The sequence below is a fragment of the Mannheimia kashgarensis genome (assembly GCF_041807705.1).
Classification (GTDB): Bacteria; Pseudomonadota; Gammaproteobacteria; order Enterobacterales; family Pasteurellaceae; genus Mannheimia.
The window spans coordinates 1-16,671 of sequence record NZ_JBGTYY010000040.1; the positions used below are offsets into that span (position 1 = coordinate 1).

At 37.2% G+C, this 16,671-nt stretch carries 16 protein-coding genes and 3 pseudogenes; 13 read left to right on the forward strand and 6 right to left on the reverse strand.

Features of this window, described 5'->3' with window-relative positions:
* The 3 genes and pseudogenes from ACERCF_RS11500 to ACERCF_RS11510 form a co-directional block, all read left to right on the forward strand.
* Window positions 1-171, forward strand: a pseudogene (locus tag ACERCF_RS11500) (bifunctional 4-hydroxy-2-oxoglutarate aldolase/2-dehydro-3-deoxy-phosphogluconate aldolase); the annotation flags it as partial.
* A gap of 132 nt (window positions 172-303) precedes the next feature.
* Entirely contained in the window at window positions 304-1,074 is a 771-nt protein-coding gene (locus ACERCF_RS11505; RefSeq protein ID WP_373625656.1) for a Slam-dependent surface lipoprotein, read from the forward strand.
* Window positions 1,075-1,141: 67 nt separating this feature from the next.
* A complete protein-coding gene (locus tag ACERCF_RS11510; RefSeq protein ID WP_373625657.1) occupies window positions 1,142-2,593 on the forward strand; it encodes a surface lipoprotein assembly modifier in 1,452 nt (483 codons plus the stop codon).
* Window positions 2,594-2,908: 315 nt separating this feature from the next.
* Here the strand turns inward: ACERCF_RS11510 and ACERCF_RS11515 are convergent, their stop codons facing one another.
* Together ACERCF_RS11515 and mutS are read right to left on the reverse strand one after the other, a co-directional pair.
* On the reverse strand, window positions 2,909-3,103 hold the full coding sequence (locus tag ACERCF_RS11515; RefSeq protein ID WP_373625658.1) for a hypothetical protein: 195 nt from the start codon (window positions 3,101-3,103) through the stop codon (window positions 2,909-2,911).
* 72 nt (window positions 3,104-3,175) lie between these two features.
* Window positions 3,176-5,782, reverse strand: coding sequence for a DNA mismatch repair protein MutS (gene mutS / locus ACERCF_RS11520; protein WP_373625659.1), 2,607 nt, complete (start codon window positions 5,780-5,782; stop codon window positions 3,176-3,178).
* Between the two features lie 188 nt (window positions 5,783-5,970).
* Here mutS and ACERCF_RS11525 point away from each other — a divergent pair, with 188 nt between their 5' ends.
* Window positions 5,971-7,251: a tyrosine-type recombinase/integrase gene (locus tag ACERCF_RS11525; protein WP_373625660.1), complete on the forward strand. Its 1,281-nt coding sequence runs from the start codon at window positions 5,971-5,973 to the stop codon at window positions 7,249-7,251.
* A gap of 27 nt (window positions 7,252-7,278) precedes the next feature.
* On the opposite strand, the pseudogene ACERCF_RS11530 reads toward ACERCF_RS11525, so the two are convergent.
* From ACERCF_RS11530 to ACERCF_RS11540, 3 genes and pseudogenes are all read right to left on the reverse strand, one after another.
* Window positions 7,279-8,711 (reverse strand): annotated as a pseudogene (locus tag ACERCF_RS11530) (DNA translocase FtsK); the annotation flags it as partial.
* A gap of 127 nt (window positions 8,712-8,838) precedes the next feature.
* Window positions 8,839-9,240 (reverse strand): hypothetical protein, encoded by a 402-nt coding sequence (locus tag ACERCF_RS11535; protein ID WP_373625661.1) that lies wholly within the window; start codon window positions 9,238-9,240, stop codon window positions 8,839-8,841.
* A 173-nt stretch (window positions 9,241-9,413) separates the two neighbouring features.
* A complete protein-coding gene (locus tag ACERCF_RS11540) occupies window positions 9,414-10,313 on the reverse strand; it encodes a hypothetical protein (RefSeq protein ID WP_373625662.1) in 900 nt (299 codons plus the stop codon).
* Window positions 10,314-10,420: 107 nt separating this feature from the next.
* On the opposite strand from ACERCF_RS11540, the gene ACERCF_RS11545 reads away from it, so the two are divergent.
* Window positions 10,421-10,789 carry a helix-turn-helix domain-containing protein gene (locus tag ACERCF_RS11545; protein WP_373625663.1) on the forward strand — a complete coding sequence of 123 codons (369 nt, stop codon included), beginning with the start codon at window positions 10,421-10,423 and terminating at the stop codon, window positions 10,787-10,789.
* Between the two features lie 53 nt (window positions 10,790-10,842).
* Window positions 10,843-11,298 (forward strand): hypothetical protein, encoded by a 456-nt coding sequence (locus ACERCF_RS11550; RefSeq protein ID WP_373625664.1) that lies wholly within the window; start codon window positions 10,843-10,845, stop codon window positions 11,296-11,298.
* Here the strand turns inward: ACERCF_RS11550 and ACERCF_RS11555 are convergent.
* Complete coding sequence (locus ACERCF_RS11555) at window positions 11,288-11,695, reverse strand: hypothetical protein (protein ID WP_373625665.1); 408 nt, start codon at window positions 11,693-11,695, stop codon at window positions 11,288-11,290. The genes ACERCF_RS11550 and ACERCF_RS11555 overlap by 11 nt on opposite strands.
* A 203-nt stretch (window positions 11,696-11,898) precedes the next feature.
* Here ACERCF_RS11555 and ACERCF_RS11560 point away from each other — a divergent pair, with 203 nt between their 5' ends.
* From ACERCF_RS11560 to ACERCF_RS11590, 7 genes and pseudogenes are all read left to right on the forward strand, one after another.
* Window positions 11,899-12,129 carry an AlpA family transcriptional regulator gene (locus tag ACERCF_RS11560; protein ID WP_373625666.1) on the forward strand — a complete coding sequence of 77 codons (231 nt, stop codon included), beginning with the start codon at window positions 11,899-11,901 and terminating at the stop codon, window positions 12,127-12,129.
* A 30-nt stretch (window positions 12,130-12,159) separates the two neighbouring features.
* On the forward strand, window positions 12,160-13,185 hold the full coding sequence (locus ACERCF_RS11565) for a hypothetical protein (RefSeq protein ID WP_373625667.1): 1,026 nt from the start codon (window positions 12,160-12,162) through the stop codon (window positions 13,183-13,185).
* Window positions 13,186-13,519: 334 nt separating this feature from the next.
* Window positions 13,520-14,110: a helix-hairpin-helix domain-containing protein gene (locus ACERCF_RS11570; protein ID WP_373612230.1), complete on the forward strand. Its 591-nt coding sequence runs from the start codon at window positions 13,520-13,522 to the stop codon at window positions 14,108-14,110.
* Between the two features lie 146 nt (window positions 14,111-14,256).
* Entirely contained in the window at window positions 14,257-14,886 is a 630-nt protein-coding gene (locus ACERCF_RS11575; RefSeq protein ID WP_373612229.1) for an FKBP-type peptidyl-prolyl cis-trans isomerase, read from the forward strand.
* A gap of 64 nt (window positions 14,887-14,950) precedes the next feature.
* Entirely contained in the window at window positions 14,951-15,466 is a 516-nt protein-coding gene (locus ACERCF_RS11580) for a protein disulfide oxidoreductase (RefSeq protein ID WP_373625668.1), read from the forward strand.
* Window positions 15,467-15,603: 137 nt separating this feature from the next.
* A complete protein-coding gene (locus ACERCF_RS11585) occupies window positions 15,604-16,539 on the forward strand; it encodes a hypothetical protein (protein ID WP_373625669.1) in 936 nt (311 codons plus the stop codon).
* A gap of 60 nt (window positions 16,540-16,599) precedes the next feature.
* Window positions 16,600-16,671 (forward strand): annotated as a pseudogene (locus tag ACERCF_RS11590) (IS1595 family transposase); the annotation flags it as partial.

Genomic DNA, 16,671 nt, shown 5'->3' on the forward strand with positions numbered 1-16,671 from the left:
CAAATTATGCCGACTGGTGGTATTTCACCGCAAAACATCAACGACTACCTTGCTATTCCGAATGTGGTGGCGTGCGGTGGCTCTTGGTTTGTGGAGAAATCACTGATTAAGGCGCAGAAGTGGGAGGAGATTGGGAAGTTGGTAAGAGAGGTTGTGGAATTGGTAAAATAATAAAATTGCTCCACTAGGGTGATTTTATTTTATCTATTTACAAATGATACTAAACTCTTCATACTCTATTTGATGGCTCATCCTAGCTCATCATAATAGTTTCTATTTTTCAAATTAAAAAGGAACATACCTATGAAAAAAATCGTAAAATTTAGCTTAACGCTTCTTGCTGCTTGTGTAATTTCTGCTTGTGGTAGTTCAGGTGGTGGAAATAATAGTACTTCTCCTGCTGCAAATAACAATACAAATACTTCTGTTAATAAACCTGCACCTACCCAAACAACTCCAACTCAACCAACCCAAACAAATTCTTCTGATGATATGGGAACAGCATTCCGTACGCGAGACAGCAAAGAATTTGAAATCAACACAGCCAATACTTATAAACAAGTATTAGTGGTTGATGGCAAAACCTTCCCTGTCGCTTGGAGTGGCATTGTATCAGGTGGATTTACTAAGATACCAAAAAACGCCACCATTAATGGCGTAACTTATAACGATGTCACGGTAAGCGGTACAAAATATGCAAGCTCTAAATTCGGGCATATTGACGGCTATGTATTTACCCAAGGTGAAGAAACGCCAAAAGCGAATATGCCGAAAACCGGTACGGCAACCTATAACGTAGAAGGTGTGTTTGTGGCAAATGGTCAAGACTCCTTAGACTCAAAAGGCCATACGCTAACTGTTGATTTTGCTAATAAAACCATAAACGGTGATGTTGCTCCAAATGTGACCATTACTAACGCTAAAATTGATGATAACGAGTTTGAAGGTACAGCAGTTTATAATGGAAAAGCCGCTGAGTTAGAAGGGCATTTCTATGGTCCAGATGCATCTGAAATTGGCGGAGCTTACAGCTCATCAAGCTTCTCTGGTGCATTTGGTGGTAAAAAACAGTAATTTTTAATTGATCTTTTTGAAAGGCTATTGAAAAATGGCCTTTTCTATTTATTAACGGCTCTCTATGATGAAAAAATCACTTTTTATTTCTTTAATGCTTACTTCTCCTCTCGCATTTGCTGACGTCACCCCAACTCAAATTCAAGAGAAAATGGATAATCAGCGAATGCAACAAAATCAATCGTTTGAGAAACCGGAGCATAAAGTTGCTCAGGTTCAGCCCAAAGTGCAACATAGCAATAAAGCGATTTCACTTTCAAGCCAAGAACTCATTCAGCAACCTGAATTATTAAATTCGGCAATGCTTATGGCATTGGTAACAGGGCATAGCGAAAATGTGGTCTTTTTATTGCCAATGTACCAAAAACTTCCTGCATCTGAGCAAAATGGAGACATCATTGCGTGGGCAAAGGCTGTTGAGGCTAAATCAACGCAAGATTACACACAATCTATTAAACTCTACCGAGAATTGCTGGCAAGTTATCCTGAAAATCAGCCAATTAGAATGCAGCTTGCGGTGACTCTTTTTGAGAATCGTGAAAATGAAGCAGCAGAAGCACAATTTCACAAATTACAAGCGGATAAATTACCGCCAGAAATTGCAAATATGATCAGTCATTATTTAGACGCAATCAGCAAGCAAGACAGATGGATATTTCAAGGTGGCTTAACCTATTTAAACGACCCGAATATCAACAATGCCCCAAACGCTGGTACAACCTATGATAGCTGGACTGCACCGAAAAAAGAATCCGCCCAAGGGGTCGGATTTCACTTTGAGGCGGATAAAAAATGGTCTTGGGGCAATGGTTTCTTCCACGAGTTTCGTTTAAGCGGAAACGGTAAATATTACTGGAACAACAAAAAATATAACGAATATTCGCTCAGAGAAAGCCTCGGCTTGGGTTATCAAAATGCGAAACAAAAAATCACCTTGTTGCCGTTTTTTGAGCAGATGTGGTATGCCAGTGGCTCTAGCCAAAGTGAAAGCACGAAACGTTACTCCAAATCGGGCGGTGTAAATACCCGTTGGCAATATTGGATTACGCCGCAGTGGCAATCCGCCATCACTTATGAATATGCCGAGCAGCGTTACACCCGCCGCCAACATTTAGACGGCAATTATCATTTTATTGCCCCGAGCCTCTATTTTTACCCTAACAGCCAACAATATTGGTTTGTGGGGGCGAATTTTAACCGCACCAGCACCCGTGATTTAGATGATAGCTTTATTCGCAGAGGTGTTTCACTGGGTTGGGGGCAAGAATGGAAGAACGGGCTTTCCACCCAATTAAGTGTCCGCTATGCTCGCAAGCAATATAGAGCTCCAATGCCAATTTTCCAAATTACTCAGCGTAATAAAGAATATGGCGTGCAAGCGAGCATTTGGCACAGAGCCCTACATTTTAAAGGCATTACCCCTCGTCTAACATGGCAATATAATAAAGTAAAAAGTAATCACACGTTTTACAGTTATGACAAAAACCGTGTGTATATTGAGTTTTCGCATACGTTCTAAAGAAAATCGCCCCTGTTTTAAGGGGCGATTTTTAATAGAAAGAGTAACTCATTCCTTTAGGGAGAAAGTCTTCAATCACAACTATATTATCTGCGACAATAAATTCTACCGAATGCCCATATTTCAAAGGATAAATATGGAATTTTCCATCGGCATATGCTGATGCTACAAAACTCAGTTTTTCAGCAAGACTTCGCATTGTTTCTAAAAATTTATTTGCTACTTCTCCATTTTGACTTTCAGAATAAATTTAATCTGCTTTATCTAACAATTTAAACTCTGCTTTTTTAGACCAGAAAATAACATAATCTTGTTTCATTTACGATCCAGTCCATTTTTCAAAACATATTCAAGTTTTTCCATCACTTCATCGTGAGAGATAAGCTCAATCTCTCCGTTCATTATACCTTGCAAAAAACGCTGTTCTTCCGTTAATGATTGCTCAAACATTAATGAAATTTTTTCTTGAAAATCTTTTGAGAACTGACTTTTTGACTGTATTAATCTCATCGCTATTTTACCTTTTAACTCTATTTCTGAATAAATTATGAGCTCTTTAAACACTATCGTCAAACAAAACATTTACCCCAACAATTTTTTCAAGCGATACAACTCATCCAACGCCTGTCTTGGGGTGAGTTCATCAGGCTGAAGGGCTTTCAGGGCTTTCTCGACTTCACTTTCTACTGCTACAACTGGTTGAATTACTTCATTTTTTTGCAAATCAAAACCATCGGAAAACAGTAAATCCGCTTGTGGGTGTTCGTTGGCTTGTTTTGTTTGGAGGGAGATTTCCTCCAAATGTGCCAAACGCTGTTTTGCCAGTTGAATCACTTGCTTTGGTACGCCCGCCAATGCCGCCACCGCCAAGCCGTAGCTTTTGCTTGCAGCCCCTTCTTGTACCGAGTGCATAAAGGCGATAGTGTCGTTATGTTCTCTCGCATCTAAATGCACATTTGCCACGCCTTTAAGCTGATTTGGCAACCCTGTTAGCTCAAAATAATGGGTAGCGAATAGCGTTAAAGATTGCGTTTTCTTCGCCAACCATTCTGCACACGCCCACGCAAGCGATAAGCCATCGTAGGTTGAAGTTCCTCGCCCGATTTCATCAATCAACACAAGGCTATTTTCAGTAGCTTGATGAAGAATATTCGCCATTTCTGTCATCTCCACCATAAAGGTTGAACGCCCCGAAGCGAGATCATCGCTTGCTCCAATGCGAGTAAAAATCCGATCAATCGGGCCAATTTCCGCACTTTCTGCCGGCACAAAACTGCCGATATACGCCATCAACGTAATGAGGGCGATTTGTCGCATATAGGTACTTTTACCGCCCATATTCGGACCTGTTACAATCAACAAATGGCGTTGAGCGTTCAGAAATACAGGGTTGGCGATAAATGGATCTGTTAGCACCTGCTCAACCACAGGGTGTCTGCCGCCTTTGATGTTTACCGTTCTGTTTGGGCTAAAGGTTGGGCAAACATAATTTAAGCTATCTGATCGCTCGGCAAGGTTAGTCAGCACATCAAGGGTTGAAAGCACCATTGCCGCCAGTTGCAGCTCGCCTAATCGTGGCATTAAAATATCAAATAGCTCATCGTAAAGTTGTTTTTCGAGTGCAAGCGATGCCCCCTTCGCCTTTAACACCTTGTCTTCATAGGTTTTGAGTTCAGGAATAATATAGCGTTCGGCATTTTTAAGCGTTTGACGGCGAACATAGTGAATCGGAGCTTTGTGAGCCTGCCCTTGACTGATTTGAATGTAGTAACCGTGAACCGCATTAAAGCCGATTTTCAGCGAATCAATCCCTGTACTTTCACGCTCACGAATTTCCAAATTCTCTAAATACTGTGTTGCTCCATCTGAAAGCTCCCGCCATTCATCAAGTTCCGCATTGTAACCTTCGGCAATTACCCCACCATCACGAATAAGTTGTGGCGGATTTTCAATAATCGCACGTTCAAGTAAGTCGTGTAACTCGCTGAAATCAGCAAGTTGAGATAATAATTTATCTAAACTAGCGGTCAAATTTTGCGAATTTTTTGCAACTTCAGGCAGTTGTGCCAATGCGGTGCGTAAACGAGTGAGATCACGAGGGCGAGCCGAACGTAAAGCAACACGAGCCAAAATTCGCTCCATATCGCCCACTTGTTGCAACAAGGGCTGAAGTTCTCCAACTCTGTCGTGCTGAATAATCGCCCCTATGGTCTGCTGTCTTTCTTGTAGTTTGGCATAATCTCGAATCGGTTGATGAATCCAACGCTTGAGCAAACGGCTTCCCATTGGAGTAACGCATTTATCTAATACCGCAGCCAGCGTGTTTTCTGTGCCACCTGCTAAATTTTGCGTGAGCTCTAAATTGCGGCGAGTGGCAGCATCTAATAACACCGTATCGCTATGTTGAAATAATTTGATTGAAGTAATATGTGGCAATGCCGTACGCTGGGTTTCTTGTGCATAATGCAACACACAACCTGCGGCACAAAGAGCCACTACCGCTTTCTCCACTCCAAACCCTGCAAGGCTTTGTGTGCCAAATTGACGATTTAACAGTTGAATTGCCGTCACCAGCTCAAATTCCCACACAGGACGGCGGCGTAAGCCTTTGTAATTGTTCAAAATGCCTGCTGCCGAAAAATCTTCCGCATATAGAATTTCTGCAGGTTGCAAACGTTGCAATTCTGCTGATAATGCCTCTTTATTTGGCAATTCGCTGATTAAAAACCGCCCAGAAGTCATATCAAGCGAGGCGATCGCAAAAGTGCCTTTTTCTTCATACACCGCCGCCACTAAATTATCTTGGCGTTCAGGCAGTAATGCCTCATCACTCACCGTTCCCGGCGTAACAATTCTAACCACTTTTCGCTCAACAGGCCCTTTTGAGGTGACGGGGTCGCCTACTTGCTCACAAATTGCCACGCTCTCACCCAATGCGACTAGCTTTGCCAAATACCCTTCCACAGCGTGATACGGCACACCCGCCATTGGAATTGGCTCGCCTGCCGATTGCCCACGTTTAGTGAGAGAAATATCCAACAACGTCGCCGCTCGTTTCGCATCATCATAAAACAACTCGTAAAAATCTCCCATTCGGTAGAAAAGTAGAATGTCTGGATTTTGAGCTTTGAGTTGCAAATATTGCACCATCATTGGGGTATGCTGTGTGTTTTTTTCGTTTAAATTCATCTTGTTATATTAGTTAATATATTGATATTAAATGATTTTATCAAACATATAGGATCTATAACGTTTCTTAAAATCCCATAAAGTCTCATAGAAACCTATGCTTAAATATAGGTTTATTTGTAGGTTATCATAACCCGTAGTATAATATATGTACACAAATAAGCACTTTTCTTTCAAGGAGCTATTTTATGAGTAATGATGTAAAAAAGCCATTAACAACAAAAACAATTGAGATGATGAAACCTAAGGATCAAGATAAAGCTGATATTGGAGAATACTCTGGTTTAAGAGTTACTTGTGGTAAAACAGGTATAAAAACGTTCTTTTATCGTTATTCAAGCCCGATAACAAAGAAACTTACTCAAGTGAAAATAGGTTCATTCCCTACTGTTAGTTTAGCAGATGCAAGGAAACAACTTAAAGAGTTAAAACATATTCGGCTTGCTGGTCGTTGCCCTGCCACAGAATTAAAAGCCTACAAGAAAGAACAAGCCAGTAAAGAAAAACAGAAACAATTTTACGTTAAAGATCTTATAGAACTCTATTTATCCCAATATATTGAAGATCATTATAGTGAAAATGGGCGTTTAATTGCTGGGGCAAGGAAACCAAAAGGGCAAGATGAAGTTCGCCGAACTTTACATAATGATGTAGTAATTCCTTTTGGGGATAGATTAGCATCTTCAATGACGAGAAAAGAAATTGCAGAACATATTTTAAGAATCGTAAATGAGCGAGGTGCTCAAGTTCAAGCGGGTAACGTTCTACGAGAGTGGATTTCTGCTTATCGCTTTGCAATTGGATTAGATAAGTTCGATGAAAACTTTGTTAACCCTGCGTTTTTAGCAAAAGAAAGCCTAAGAATGACAGCAGTTAAGCTAACTAATAATAAGGGAACAAGAGCCTTTGATCATCGGGAGCTTGAGATATTCTTAAGATGGATAAGAAATTCACGTTTTACGGAAAAAATACAGAATGTTTTCCTATTAACTCTCTTAACAGGTTGCAGAACAGGGGAAATCTGTGCGATATCTTGGGATGATATTGATCTAGAGATGAAAACGATTTTCTTACGAGAAACTAAAACTGGTACATCTCGTTATGTTCAATTATCTACTCAAGCAGTAGAACTAATAAAAACCTTTGATCGTTCTACTAAATATCTATTTCAAATGAGATTACAAGAAAAACCAATTCAGCAAAAATACCTAACAGAAAGGACTTGGACACTCAGAAAAAACGGTTTGATGCTAGATATTGCCCACTGGTCTCCACACGATCTACGTAGAACGGTTCGTACTGGTTTGGCAAGGTTAGGCTGTCCAAATGAAGTGGGCGAAGCAATTCTAGGTCATTCAAAGAAAGGGATTGAGGGAACGTATAACCTACATTCTTATGATAAAGAATGTAGGATTTGGCTACAAAAGTGGGCAGATTACCTAGATGATTTACTAACAGAACAAGAATAGGAATTTTCTATCATTCTTGAGTTGTTTCTATCTCACCAGCACTTCTCGTTTTCCACCTTTGCCTGGTTCGGATACAATGCCTTGTGCTTCCATTTGATCCACAATTCTCGCAGCCCGATTAAACCCGAGTGAGAAGCGACGTTGAATATTACTGATAGAAACAGAACCAGTCTCAANCCGAGTGAGAAGCGACGTTGAATATTACTGATAGAAACAGAACCAGTCTCAATAATATATTCCACCACCTCATCAAATAGCGGATCTAAGTCGCCGCCTGCATTGTCATTTTTGGCATCATTATCCTCTGATTTTGATTCCACAATGCTATCGAGATAATTTGGTTTGCCTCTTGCTCGCCAGTTAGCTGCCACACGTTGCACTTCGTCGTCTTTCATAAACGCACCGTGTACACGGATAATATCAGGACTACCTTCTCCAGAGTAAAGCATATCGCCTCTCCCTAATAAGGCCTCCGCACCGCCAGAATCTAAAATTGTTCTTGAATCGATTTGGCTGGCAACGGTAAACGCAATTCGGCTTGGGATATTTGCCTTAATTACTCCTGTAATTACATCCGTTGAAGGGCGTTGTGTTGCAAGAATTAAGTGAATACCTACTGCCCTTGCTTTTTGGGCAAATCGCATAATATACTCTTCTACTTCTTTGCCAGCAGACATCATTAAATCTGCAAACTCGTCCACAATTAACACAATATAGCTTAATTTCTGTAGTGGCGGCGGTAAGCTATCCATTGAGTCGCCCGGTCTCCAAGTTGGATCAGGAATTGGTAAGTTCATTGCTGCCGCTTGGTCAATTTTAGCATTGTAGTCTTCAATATTACGCACTTGTAAATGGCTGACTAAAATATAGCGGCGTTCCATTTCTTCCACTGCCCAGCGTAACGCATTGGCTGCCTTTTTCATATCGGTTACCACAGGCGTTAATAGGTGCGGAATATCGTTGTAAATGGAAAGTTCCACCACTTTCGGGTCAATCATAATAAAGCGAACTTGCTCAGGCGTAAGTTTAAACAAGAGACTTAAAATCATTGTATTCACTCCAACTGATTTACCACCGCCCACTTGCCCAGCTACCAGTAAATCAGAAGCTTTAGCTAAATCAATCACAACAGGCTCACCTTTTGTATCTGCGCCTAAAACAAGTGGTAGATCAGCATTGCTATTAACAAAGGCTTCAGAGGAGAGCATATCTTTGAGTGAAATTGTATGGCGATGATTATGCGGAACTTCCAAAACAAGTGTGCCAAAATTATCGGGTATAATACGCACTGCACGAACATTTAATACCTCCGCCCATTTTATCGGATCAGAAAGTTGATTGATTACTTTACTTTCTAGGCTATCAAACTCTAATTTGATATGGTAAGTAATTACTACAGGACCGACAATGTAACTGATATTTGCATTCGTGATACCTAATGTAGATAGAGCTTTCTCCATATCAGGTAACTTCACATTGTAATGCTTCTCTAATAAGTCTATCGGTAACAACAAATTGTTTGAATACATAAAAAACCTCTGGATAATAGATCTAGGGCTAATCTACTACAACCCCAATTAATAAAGTTTAATCATTGCTTTCAACTTGATAGATATCAATAATTCTACGTTCAACTTTTTGTACTGGAAGACCTGCGATGTTTTCTACATAAGAAACATCAGAAAAACCTTCAAAATACCAAAATCCATCTTCATAATCAGCTTTAACTTGCATTGTTGCATTATCAACATCAGGTTTATTAGACATTAAATAAAACAAAAGTGGCTTATTAGGACTTTGTTTACCGGAAAACGTGACATAAGTATTAGGCTTATCATTATCTTGTATATATTCAAATTTAATACTAAGCTCTTTGGTCTCATTGTTAAATTTTATCCAACACAGATAAGGTTCACCCCATAAGGATTTATCACTTCCTTCTAAGTATTCTTCATATTCTGCGACAATATCTAGGTTTTCTAAATTCATAATAAGTTACTCATCATTGGTAATACTTAATTTTCCTACTATAAAAAAAATCACTATCCCAAGAGATAAGATCTGGTAATACTGAATTTCTTCATGTTTTCTTTCTCGTATAGTTTAAATATGGAATAAAGAAGTATTTGGGTTTATATCATATTTCCTTATAAATATAGATATTATTCAATATTTTTATTTTCTTGTTTTCGCTCAATAACCCATCCTTTTTTATGATTATCTTCTATCAGTTCTCCTTCAATCGTTAAAAGCTCATCTTCATAAATGTATAAAGTCATTGTAGCTGTATTTCTAGGGTTCTCTGTAGATGTTAATTCATAAGTATCCTGTGCAATCTCTACCCCTTTATATTGATGATAACCTCCATTAACATCTTGATATTCAATCGTTAATTCATTATCTTTAACCCTGATCTCTACCTCATAATCTTGAATGTGTTCACCACCATTTTCCAAATCAAACTCTGTTGCAATTAGTTCTCTTTGGCTAATTATTTTAAATTCCTCAATAATATGTTTATCTTGAGCTAGACTAACTGGTCTTCTTTTTACTCTAATTCTTCTAGTGTAATAGCATAAATCCCCACTTTCATCCTGATAAAAATAAGCAACAGTAAATGGGTATCGATTATGATTTCCTCGACCTAAAGATGGTATATTTCTGTATTCTTTAAGAGTTGCTATGACCTCATCATCTGTTCTGTATCTCTTAAAATCGAATAAAATCATCAAAGAATGGTCTGGGTACCTAATCAGTTTTTTCATCTCATTAACGTTATTTTTTGCTTTAAGATTATTCCCACCTTTATTAGCAGATCTTACAGCGAATTCAACCGCTATATTATCAATGAGAAAATCAAAACGACCTCTATAGTTACTACCAACTTGAATCATTGCCTCTGGTTCTAGATGTTCAAAGTACCCTAAAAGATAGCTTCGCACTAAAGAAAGTATTTCTCGCTCTGTTTTCTGAGTGAAATTAAGTGTTTTAGTAAAACGTTTGTTGTGGTATGCCTGGTATAAGCGATAAAACGCCTCAATAGCTTGTTGTTGAGAAACCATATTAACTCCTTAAATAAACAAATAAGATTATTTGTACTATAACCGATATTTTTAAAAGAGTAAAACAATCACAAAATAGTAATAAAAGATAAATTAGGGCTTGAGTAATGTCGAAACTTTCAGTAACAGAAACAGACAGATTGGTAGGAAAACGAATTCAGCAAAAGCGAAAAGAGCTTGGGTTCAGTGCTGCAGAATTGTCTGAACAAATCGGCATAGCTCAACAACAACTTTCTCGCTATGAACGTGGAGAAAATAAGATCAATGTGGCTCATTTAGTGGAAATCGCTACTGTATTAAATACTGAAATTGGATGGTTTTTTGTTGATTGTATGTCAGAACAAAAAGACGGTAATAACCATCGTTTTATTCCTGTATCAGAAGACAGTATACGAAATCGACTAAACTCGCATTTAGATCGCTTAAGTGCAGATAAAAAACGAGGGCTTTTAGTGTTTTTGGAGACTGTTTTGTAGGTTATTTATTATATGTTAAAATATGTATATATAACCACTACTTAAAGTTAAATATGAAAGCACTATTACAAGGTGAGCTAGATTGTTTATGTGGAATTTATAGTATCGTTAATGCTGTTTATTTCGTATCAAACAAAAAAATCAGGAGAAAACCATTATTTAATGAGTTACTTCTTGCTTATATGAATAATTGGGGAATGTATGATCTCCTTACTGGTGGGATAGATATTTATCAAATGAAATATCTGCTAAACCATATAACTAACATCCATAACCATATCAAAATTACCCCCTCTACAATAAAACAGCGTTCAAAATTACTTTCTGCTATTTTATCCCACATAGAACAGCCTAATACTATCGTGCTATTCTCAACAAACTCTCATTGGAGCTTAATTCATAACTATAAAGATGAAAAACTAATGCTTTTTGATAGCTGTTCTATTGAAAGTGTAAATCTAAAAGAAATAATACCAACATCGGTATTCTTCATATCATTTATTTCTTGAGCAGTAGATACTCAATGACCAATTTTTTATTCCACTTTGTTTCTATTTCGGGAAACTTCCGGTCTAAATATGGAATTAAGTCATCTATACCAATTTCATTTTTAACTAATTTTCTATATATAAATAAGAATAGCTTTTCCAAATTTTGTTTTTTATAGGTATGGATATAGTAAGTAATAGCCAGTGATTTTATCTCACTCTTTCTGTATTTAATCTTTAATTTTTCAAAAATTGCAGTAAATCTCTTAGCTCTTTTCTCAATCTTCTTATTGATAGGTCCATAGGTATAGTAAGTTATCGTCTTAGGGAATTTCTTTTTGATGTCCTCTCTCCGCTTTTTTTGCTCTTTGCAGTTTCTTTTTTGCTCAGCAGTCTGACCTACTAAATTCTTGTGCATATTAATCCCTCTTTAAATTTAACTGACTGTCAGTATATACCACTTAAAACTGACAGTCATTAAACTTTAACTATTTATAACTGACTGTCAGTTTTCAACCCATAAAAAAAGCCAAAATTCAGCTAGTTCAAACTAATTTTCCATATTTGTAAATGCATCTCGACAAAAGGTAATCCCGCCTTTTGATAACTATCGAGGTAGCTATGCAACTCATAAAACTTCGCCAAGTAATGGCAAAAACAACGTTATCAAAATCAACTATTTATCGCTTGATCAAATCATCTGATTTTCCACAACCAAAAAAACTTTCAGTAAGGGCGGTTGCGTGGTTAGAAGAAGAAATTGATGAATGGATTACAGAACGTGCATTCGCGTGTAAACCAATTTCCACACACTCTATTAGCACACTATTAGCACACTACAAGCATATTTAACTAGTAATACTACTCAATGGGGGAATAGTTATGAATAATACAGTTTTATTTCATAGAAATAGTATTTATAAAGATAATAACTTTATTAAAGTAGGAAAATTTAAAGGAAACAATCTATTTATGGGGATAGATAAGTTATCTTTTATATCATACATAGATAATCAATTTGAACGTAATAATACATACCATAAACTAGATTTCTTAAGCAGAGAAAAATCAAAAGAATATAAAATAGAGAAAATCAAAGATAAGCATTATAAAAGATGTATTAAAATCACCTCTATTAACAACCCTGATTTTTACTTAGTAATCTCTTATATTTTTTCACACAAGCAAGATAATGGAGGTATTCGAATTGAGTTATCCCCACAATATGATAACACTCAAATTTCCTCAATATACAATATTGTAGAATGGCTAAAAGATAGTATTGGAGATGATACTGTAAAAAACCTACTAAAAAACAGTAAAATAACAAGAATAGATATTGCTGTAGATATATATAGTAATCAATTTATATCAAACTATTATTTTTCCATTCCAAAATCAAGAACAGGTGTTAGATTCAATAACAACAAAGATAGTTGTAAAAATAATTATGCAATAGGTAATAATCGCTCAGAACTTTACTTATTAGTATATGAGAAAGCTAAACTTATTAAGGAAAGTAACATAGGTAGTAAAGAGTTAATTTCAGTTAAAGAAAAGGATATAGTCAATCGTATTACGAGGCTTGAACTTAGAATCAAACCAAAGAAAGAGTTGCTACTTTCATCAATTTCTGAGCTAAAAAACCCATTTAGTAAAATAAATATCTATAGTAAGAGAGCTATACAATCTAGATTTTGTGATTTTCTCCCATTTTTAGAGAAGGAAAGAAGCTTACCCATAGCTATAAACTCATTTCTAGATTGTGTTGGTAGCTCATCTAGATATATGAGATATCAAGTGAATAAAACTCTAGAAAATTGTAAAAGTAAACATATTCTTGATATTGATTGGCAAAAGTGGCAGGATATAGTGAGAATTCTATCTCCTATCAATACACTATCTTAAAATAATAGAAGTTAATGTCTTAGATAAAGCTACATAAATGTAGGTTATTATGTAGCTTTTTATTTCAATAGCGTGCCAACCCTTGTAAATAAACAAACATAGCCTTAACCATCAGGCGTGTGGGAGGAAAGATCTTTCGTCATCGGGTGTTTAAGTAGTTAGAAATCATTGCCGTTAGTTTAGCAGATTAAGCAATGGGAAAAAACAAGCGGTCTTATTTGGCAAAAAATTTGCAAATTATAAAAACCATTTGTGATGAACTTTACTCCAAACCTACAGTCCTAAATGACAGTTTTTTTAATAATTTTCCTCTTTTTTATTTTAAGGGTTTCCAATGAAAGTATTAAAAACATTATTAGCATTAGGTGCTGCGATGGCAGTTTCAGCAACATCATTTGCTGAATCCGTATCTGTAAGACCTGCAACAACCGAAGAACTCATCAATGCAACTAAAGCATCTGTAGCACAAAAAGCTGCGGAAGTTAAAGAAAATACGAAAGTAAAAGCGAAAGAAGTTAAAGAGAGCGTTACCCAAAAAACGGAAACTGTTAAAGCTAAGGTGGGTACTGCAACCGAAAACGCAAAAGTGAAAGCAGAAGCTGCAAAAGTCGCAACCGTTGAAAAAGCAGCAACTGCAAGAGAAACCTTAAACTCAGCTAAAGCTGCCACAACCGAAAAAGTATCAGCAGTAAAAGCAACAGCGGCTGAAAAAACGATTACAGTGAAAAAATCACAAAAAGTAAACATCAACAAAGCAAGCGAAGAAGAGCTTCAGTCTTTAGCAGGTATTGACGAAGCGAAAGCAAAAGCTATCGTGAAATATCGTAAAAAAGCAGGCAAGATCAAAAGCGCTACTGAATTATCTAATATTTCGGGTATTAACGATACAACAGTTGAAAAAGTGGCACCATACTTAACCTTCTAATCGTTACAAGCGGTTGTTTTCTTGCAAAATTTTGCGAAAAAACTACCGCTTGTTCATTTAGCATCTTGTTTTATCAAAAACAATCCCCATCTACTTCTGCGTATTTATTTTTTAATACAGAATTCAATTAACAAAAGGAACAAAAAATGGCATTAGATTTCAATTCAGTTACATTAGACTCAGTAGAATCAAAAGGCGGTTACGGTATCGGTTTACAAATCGGTCAGCAGCTTTTAGGCAGCGGTATGGACGTAAACGCAGAAGCGGTTGCTCGTGGTATTTTTGATGTATTAAACAATAATGAGCCTGCAATCGACATTAACGAAGTAACAACCGCATTACAAGAATTAGGTCAGCGTGCAGAAGCGGCTCAGTCAGAAGCATTTAAAGCCATTGATGCGGAAAATAAAGCGTTCTTAGAAGAGAACAAAAAAGCAAACGGCGTAATCGTAACCGACAGCGGTTTACAATACGAAATTTTAACTAAAGGTACTGGCGAGAAACCAACCGCTACTTCAACCGTGCGTGTTCACTACACGGGTTCATTAATTGATGGCACGGTATTTGACAGCTCAGTGAAACGTGGTCAGCCGGCTGAATTCCCAGTAAACGGTGTAATTCGTGGTTGGACAGAAGCATTACAATTAATGCCTGTTGGCTCAAAATGGCGTTTAACCATTCCACACGAATTAGCTTACGGCGAGCGTGGTGCTGGTGCATCAATCCCACCATTTGCAACCTTAGTATTTGAAGTGGAATTATTAGATATTCTCTAATACTCAAGCTAGAAACCTGTGAAGTATTTTCACAGGTTTTTTCTGTTTTTATCAATATAACATTATGAAAAAGAAATCGCTTATCTCTCGCTTAGTAAAAAATATTTTTGTCTTTGGTAGTTTGTTTATTGTGATTAGCCTTGTTGTAGATTGGTATCGCTCCCCTTCTGCCCCAACTCAATTTGAACAAACCGTGCATTACGACCTCCAAAATCAACCGAAAATCATCGCCCAACTCAGCCACGAAAAACCGATGTTGCTCTATTTTTGGGGAAGTTGGTGTCATTTCTGCACCGTTGTTTCGCCAAGTGTTCAGCAGCTATCTGAAGAAGGGACGGAAGTATTAGGCGTTGCGCTAAAATCAGGCGGCGAAATAGAAGTAGAAACTTACCTCAATGAAAACGGTTACACCTTCTCAACCTTGAATGACCCAACAGGCGAGTTTTCTCAAGGCTGGAATATTCAAGCCACCCCGACGATTTTAATTATCAAAGATGGGAAAATTTTTAACCACACCACAGGCTACACAAGTTATTTGAGTTTGAAGTTGAGATTGTGGTTGGCTGAAGTTTTACCTTAAAATAAAGCCCTGTAAGTTTAATTTACAGGGCTTTTATATGGCTATCGTACCGTTCTACGATTAAAAAATGATAACAAATTGACCAAAAAAAAAACAATCTATAATATTGTTATTTTCATTAATACAAGGAGAATTTTATGAAAAAGATAGTTCTTGCCAGCATTATTGCAGCTACCTTTGCCTTAACAGGCTGTTCTGAAAAAGATAAAGCCTACTATTTGCAAAATATTGATAAAGCAGAAGCAAAGAAAACCGAGTGTGAAAATAAAGCCAAAGAGGCTTGGAAAAAGAAAGATGAAAATGCGTTAAAAGCTCTCCAAGCAGATGCTGAATGTAACGCCGCTATTGATGCCATTAAAGAAGATCGAAAAATCAAAGCAGAGCAAGAACGCAAAGCCGCTGAAGCAAAAGCACGAGAAGAAATTGACCGTGAAAAAGCAAAAATAAAGCAAGAACTAGGGCAAGTAGATTGGAAAGCAACAGCTCACTATATTGTAAATTCAGATTGTGCTAAATATGTTAATCAATTTAGCAAAACAGGGTTTGCTGTTCCTAAAGATAACTACGCCTGTAAAGCGATTGAAGAAATCCATTTAGAAAATGTTGAACTGGGCAAAGCAGAATTAGTAAAATTCTCTTACGATGAATTACTTAAACAAGAAAAAGAGTTTTGTGCGAAAGATAAACGCCCACTTTCTGCTTGTTCCATTTGGGAAATTGCATTAGGCGAACAGGCTGAAAAAGCGTTTGAAGCTCAAGATTTACCAACCTTAGAGCAACAGAAATCTGAATACGCGATGTTCAGCAATAAAAAGCCATTAAGTGCAAAAAGAGCCTTTGAAAATGCTTTAAAAGCGAAAGAGCAAGCTGTGATTGACAACTACACGAAAAATCCTGAGCAGTTAAAGCAAGATTACAATCAATGTGTTGAGAAGGTAAAACAAATTGGCGATCACTACAGCAAACACGAACAACGTTCAGCTGTAACCAATTTTTACCCTTGCTCGCAAGCACAATCAGCTCGCCGTAAATTAGGGCTAAATTACGATAACTTCCAAACGCTAATGGAATAAAAATAAATAGGGGCTGTCCTAGATAACGACTAAAACTTCCATTTAGGTTAAGATAACCCTATGAGAAAAAGTCGTCTAAGTCAGTACAAACAACATAAACTCATAGAGCTGTTTGTAGCAGGCGTAACCGCT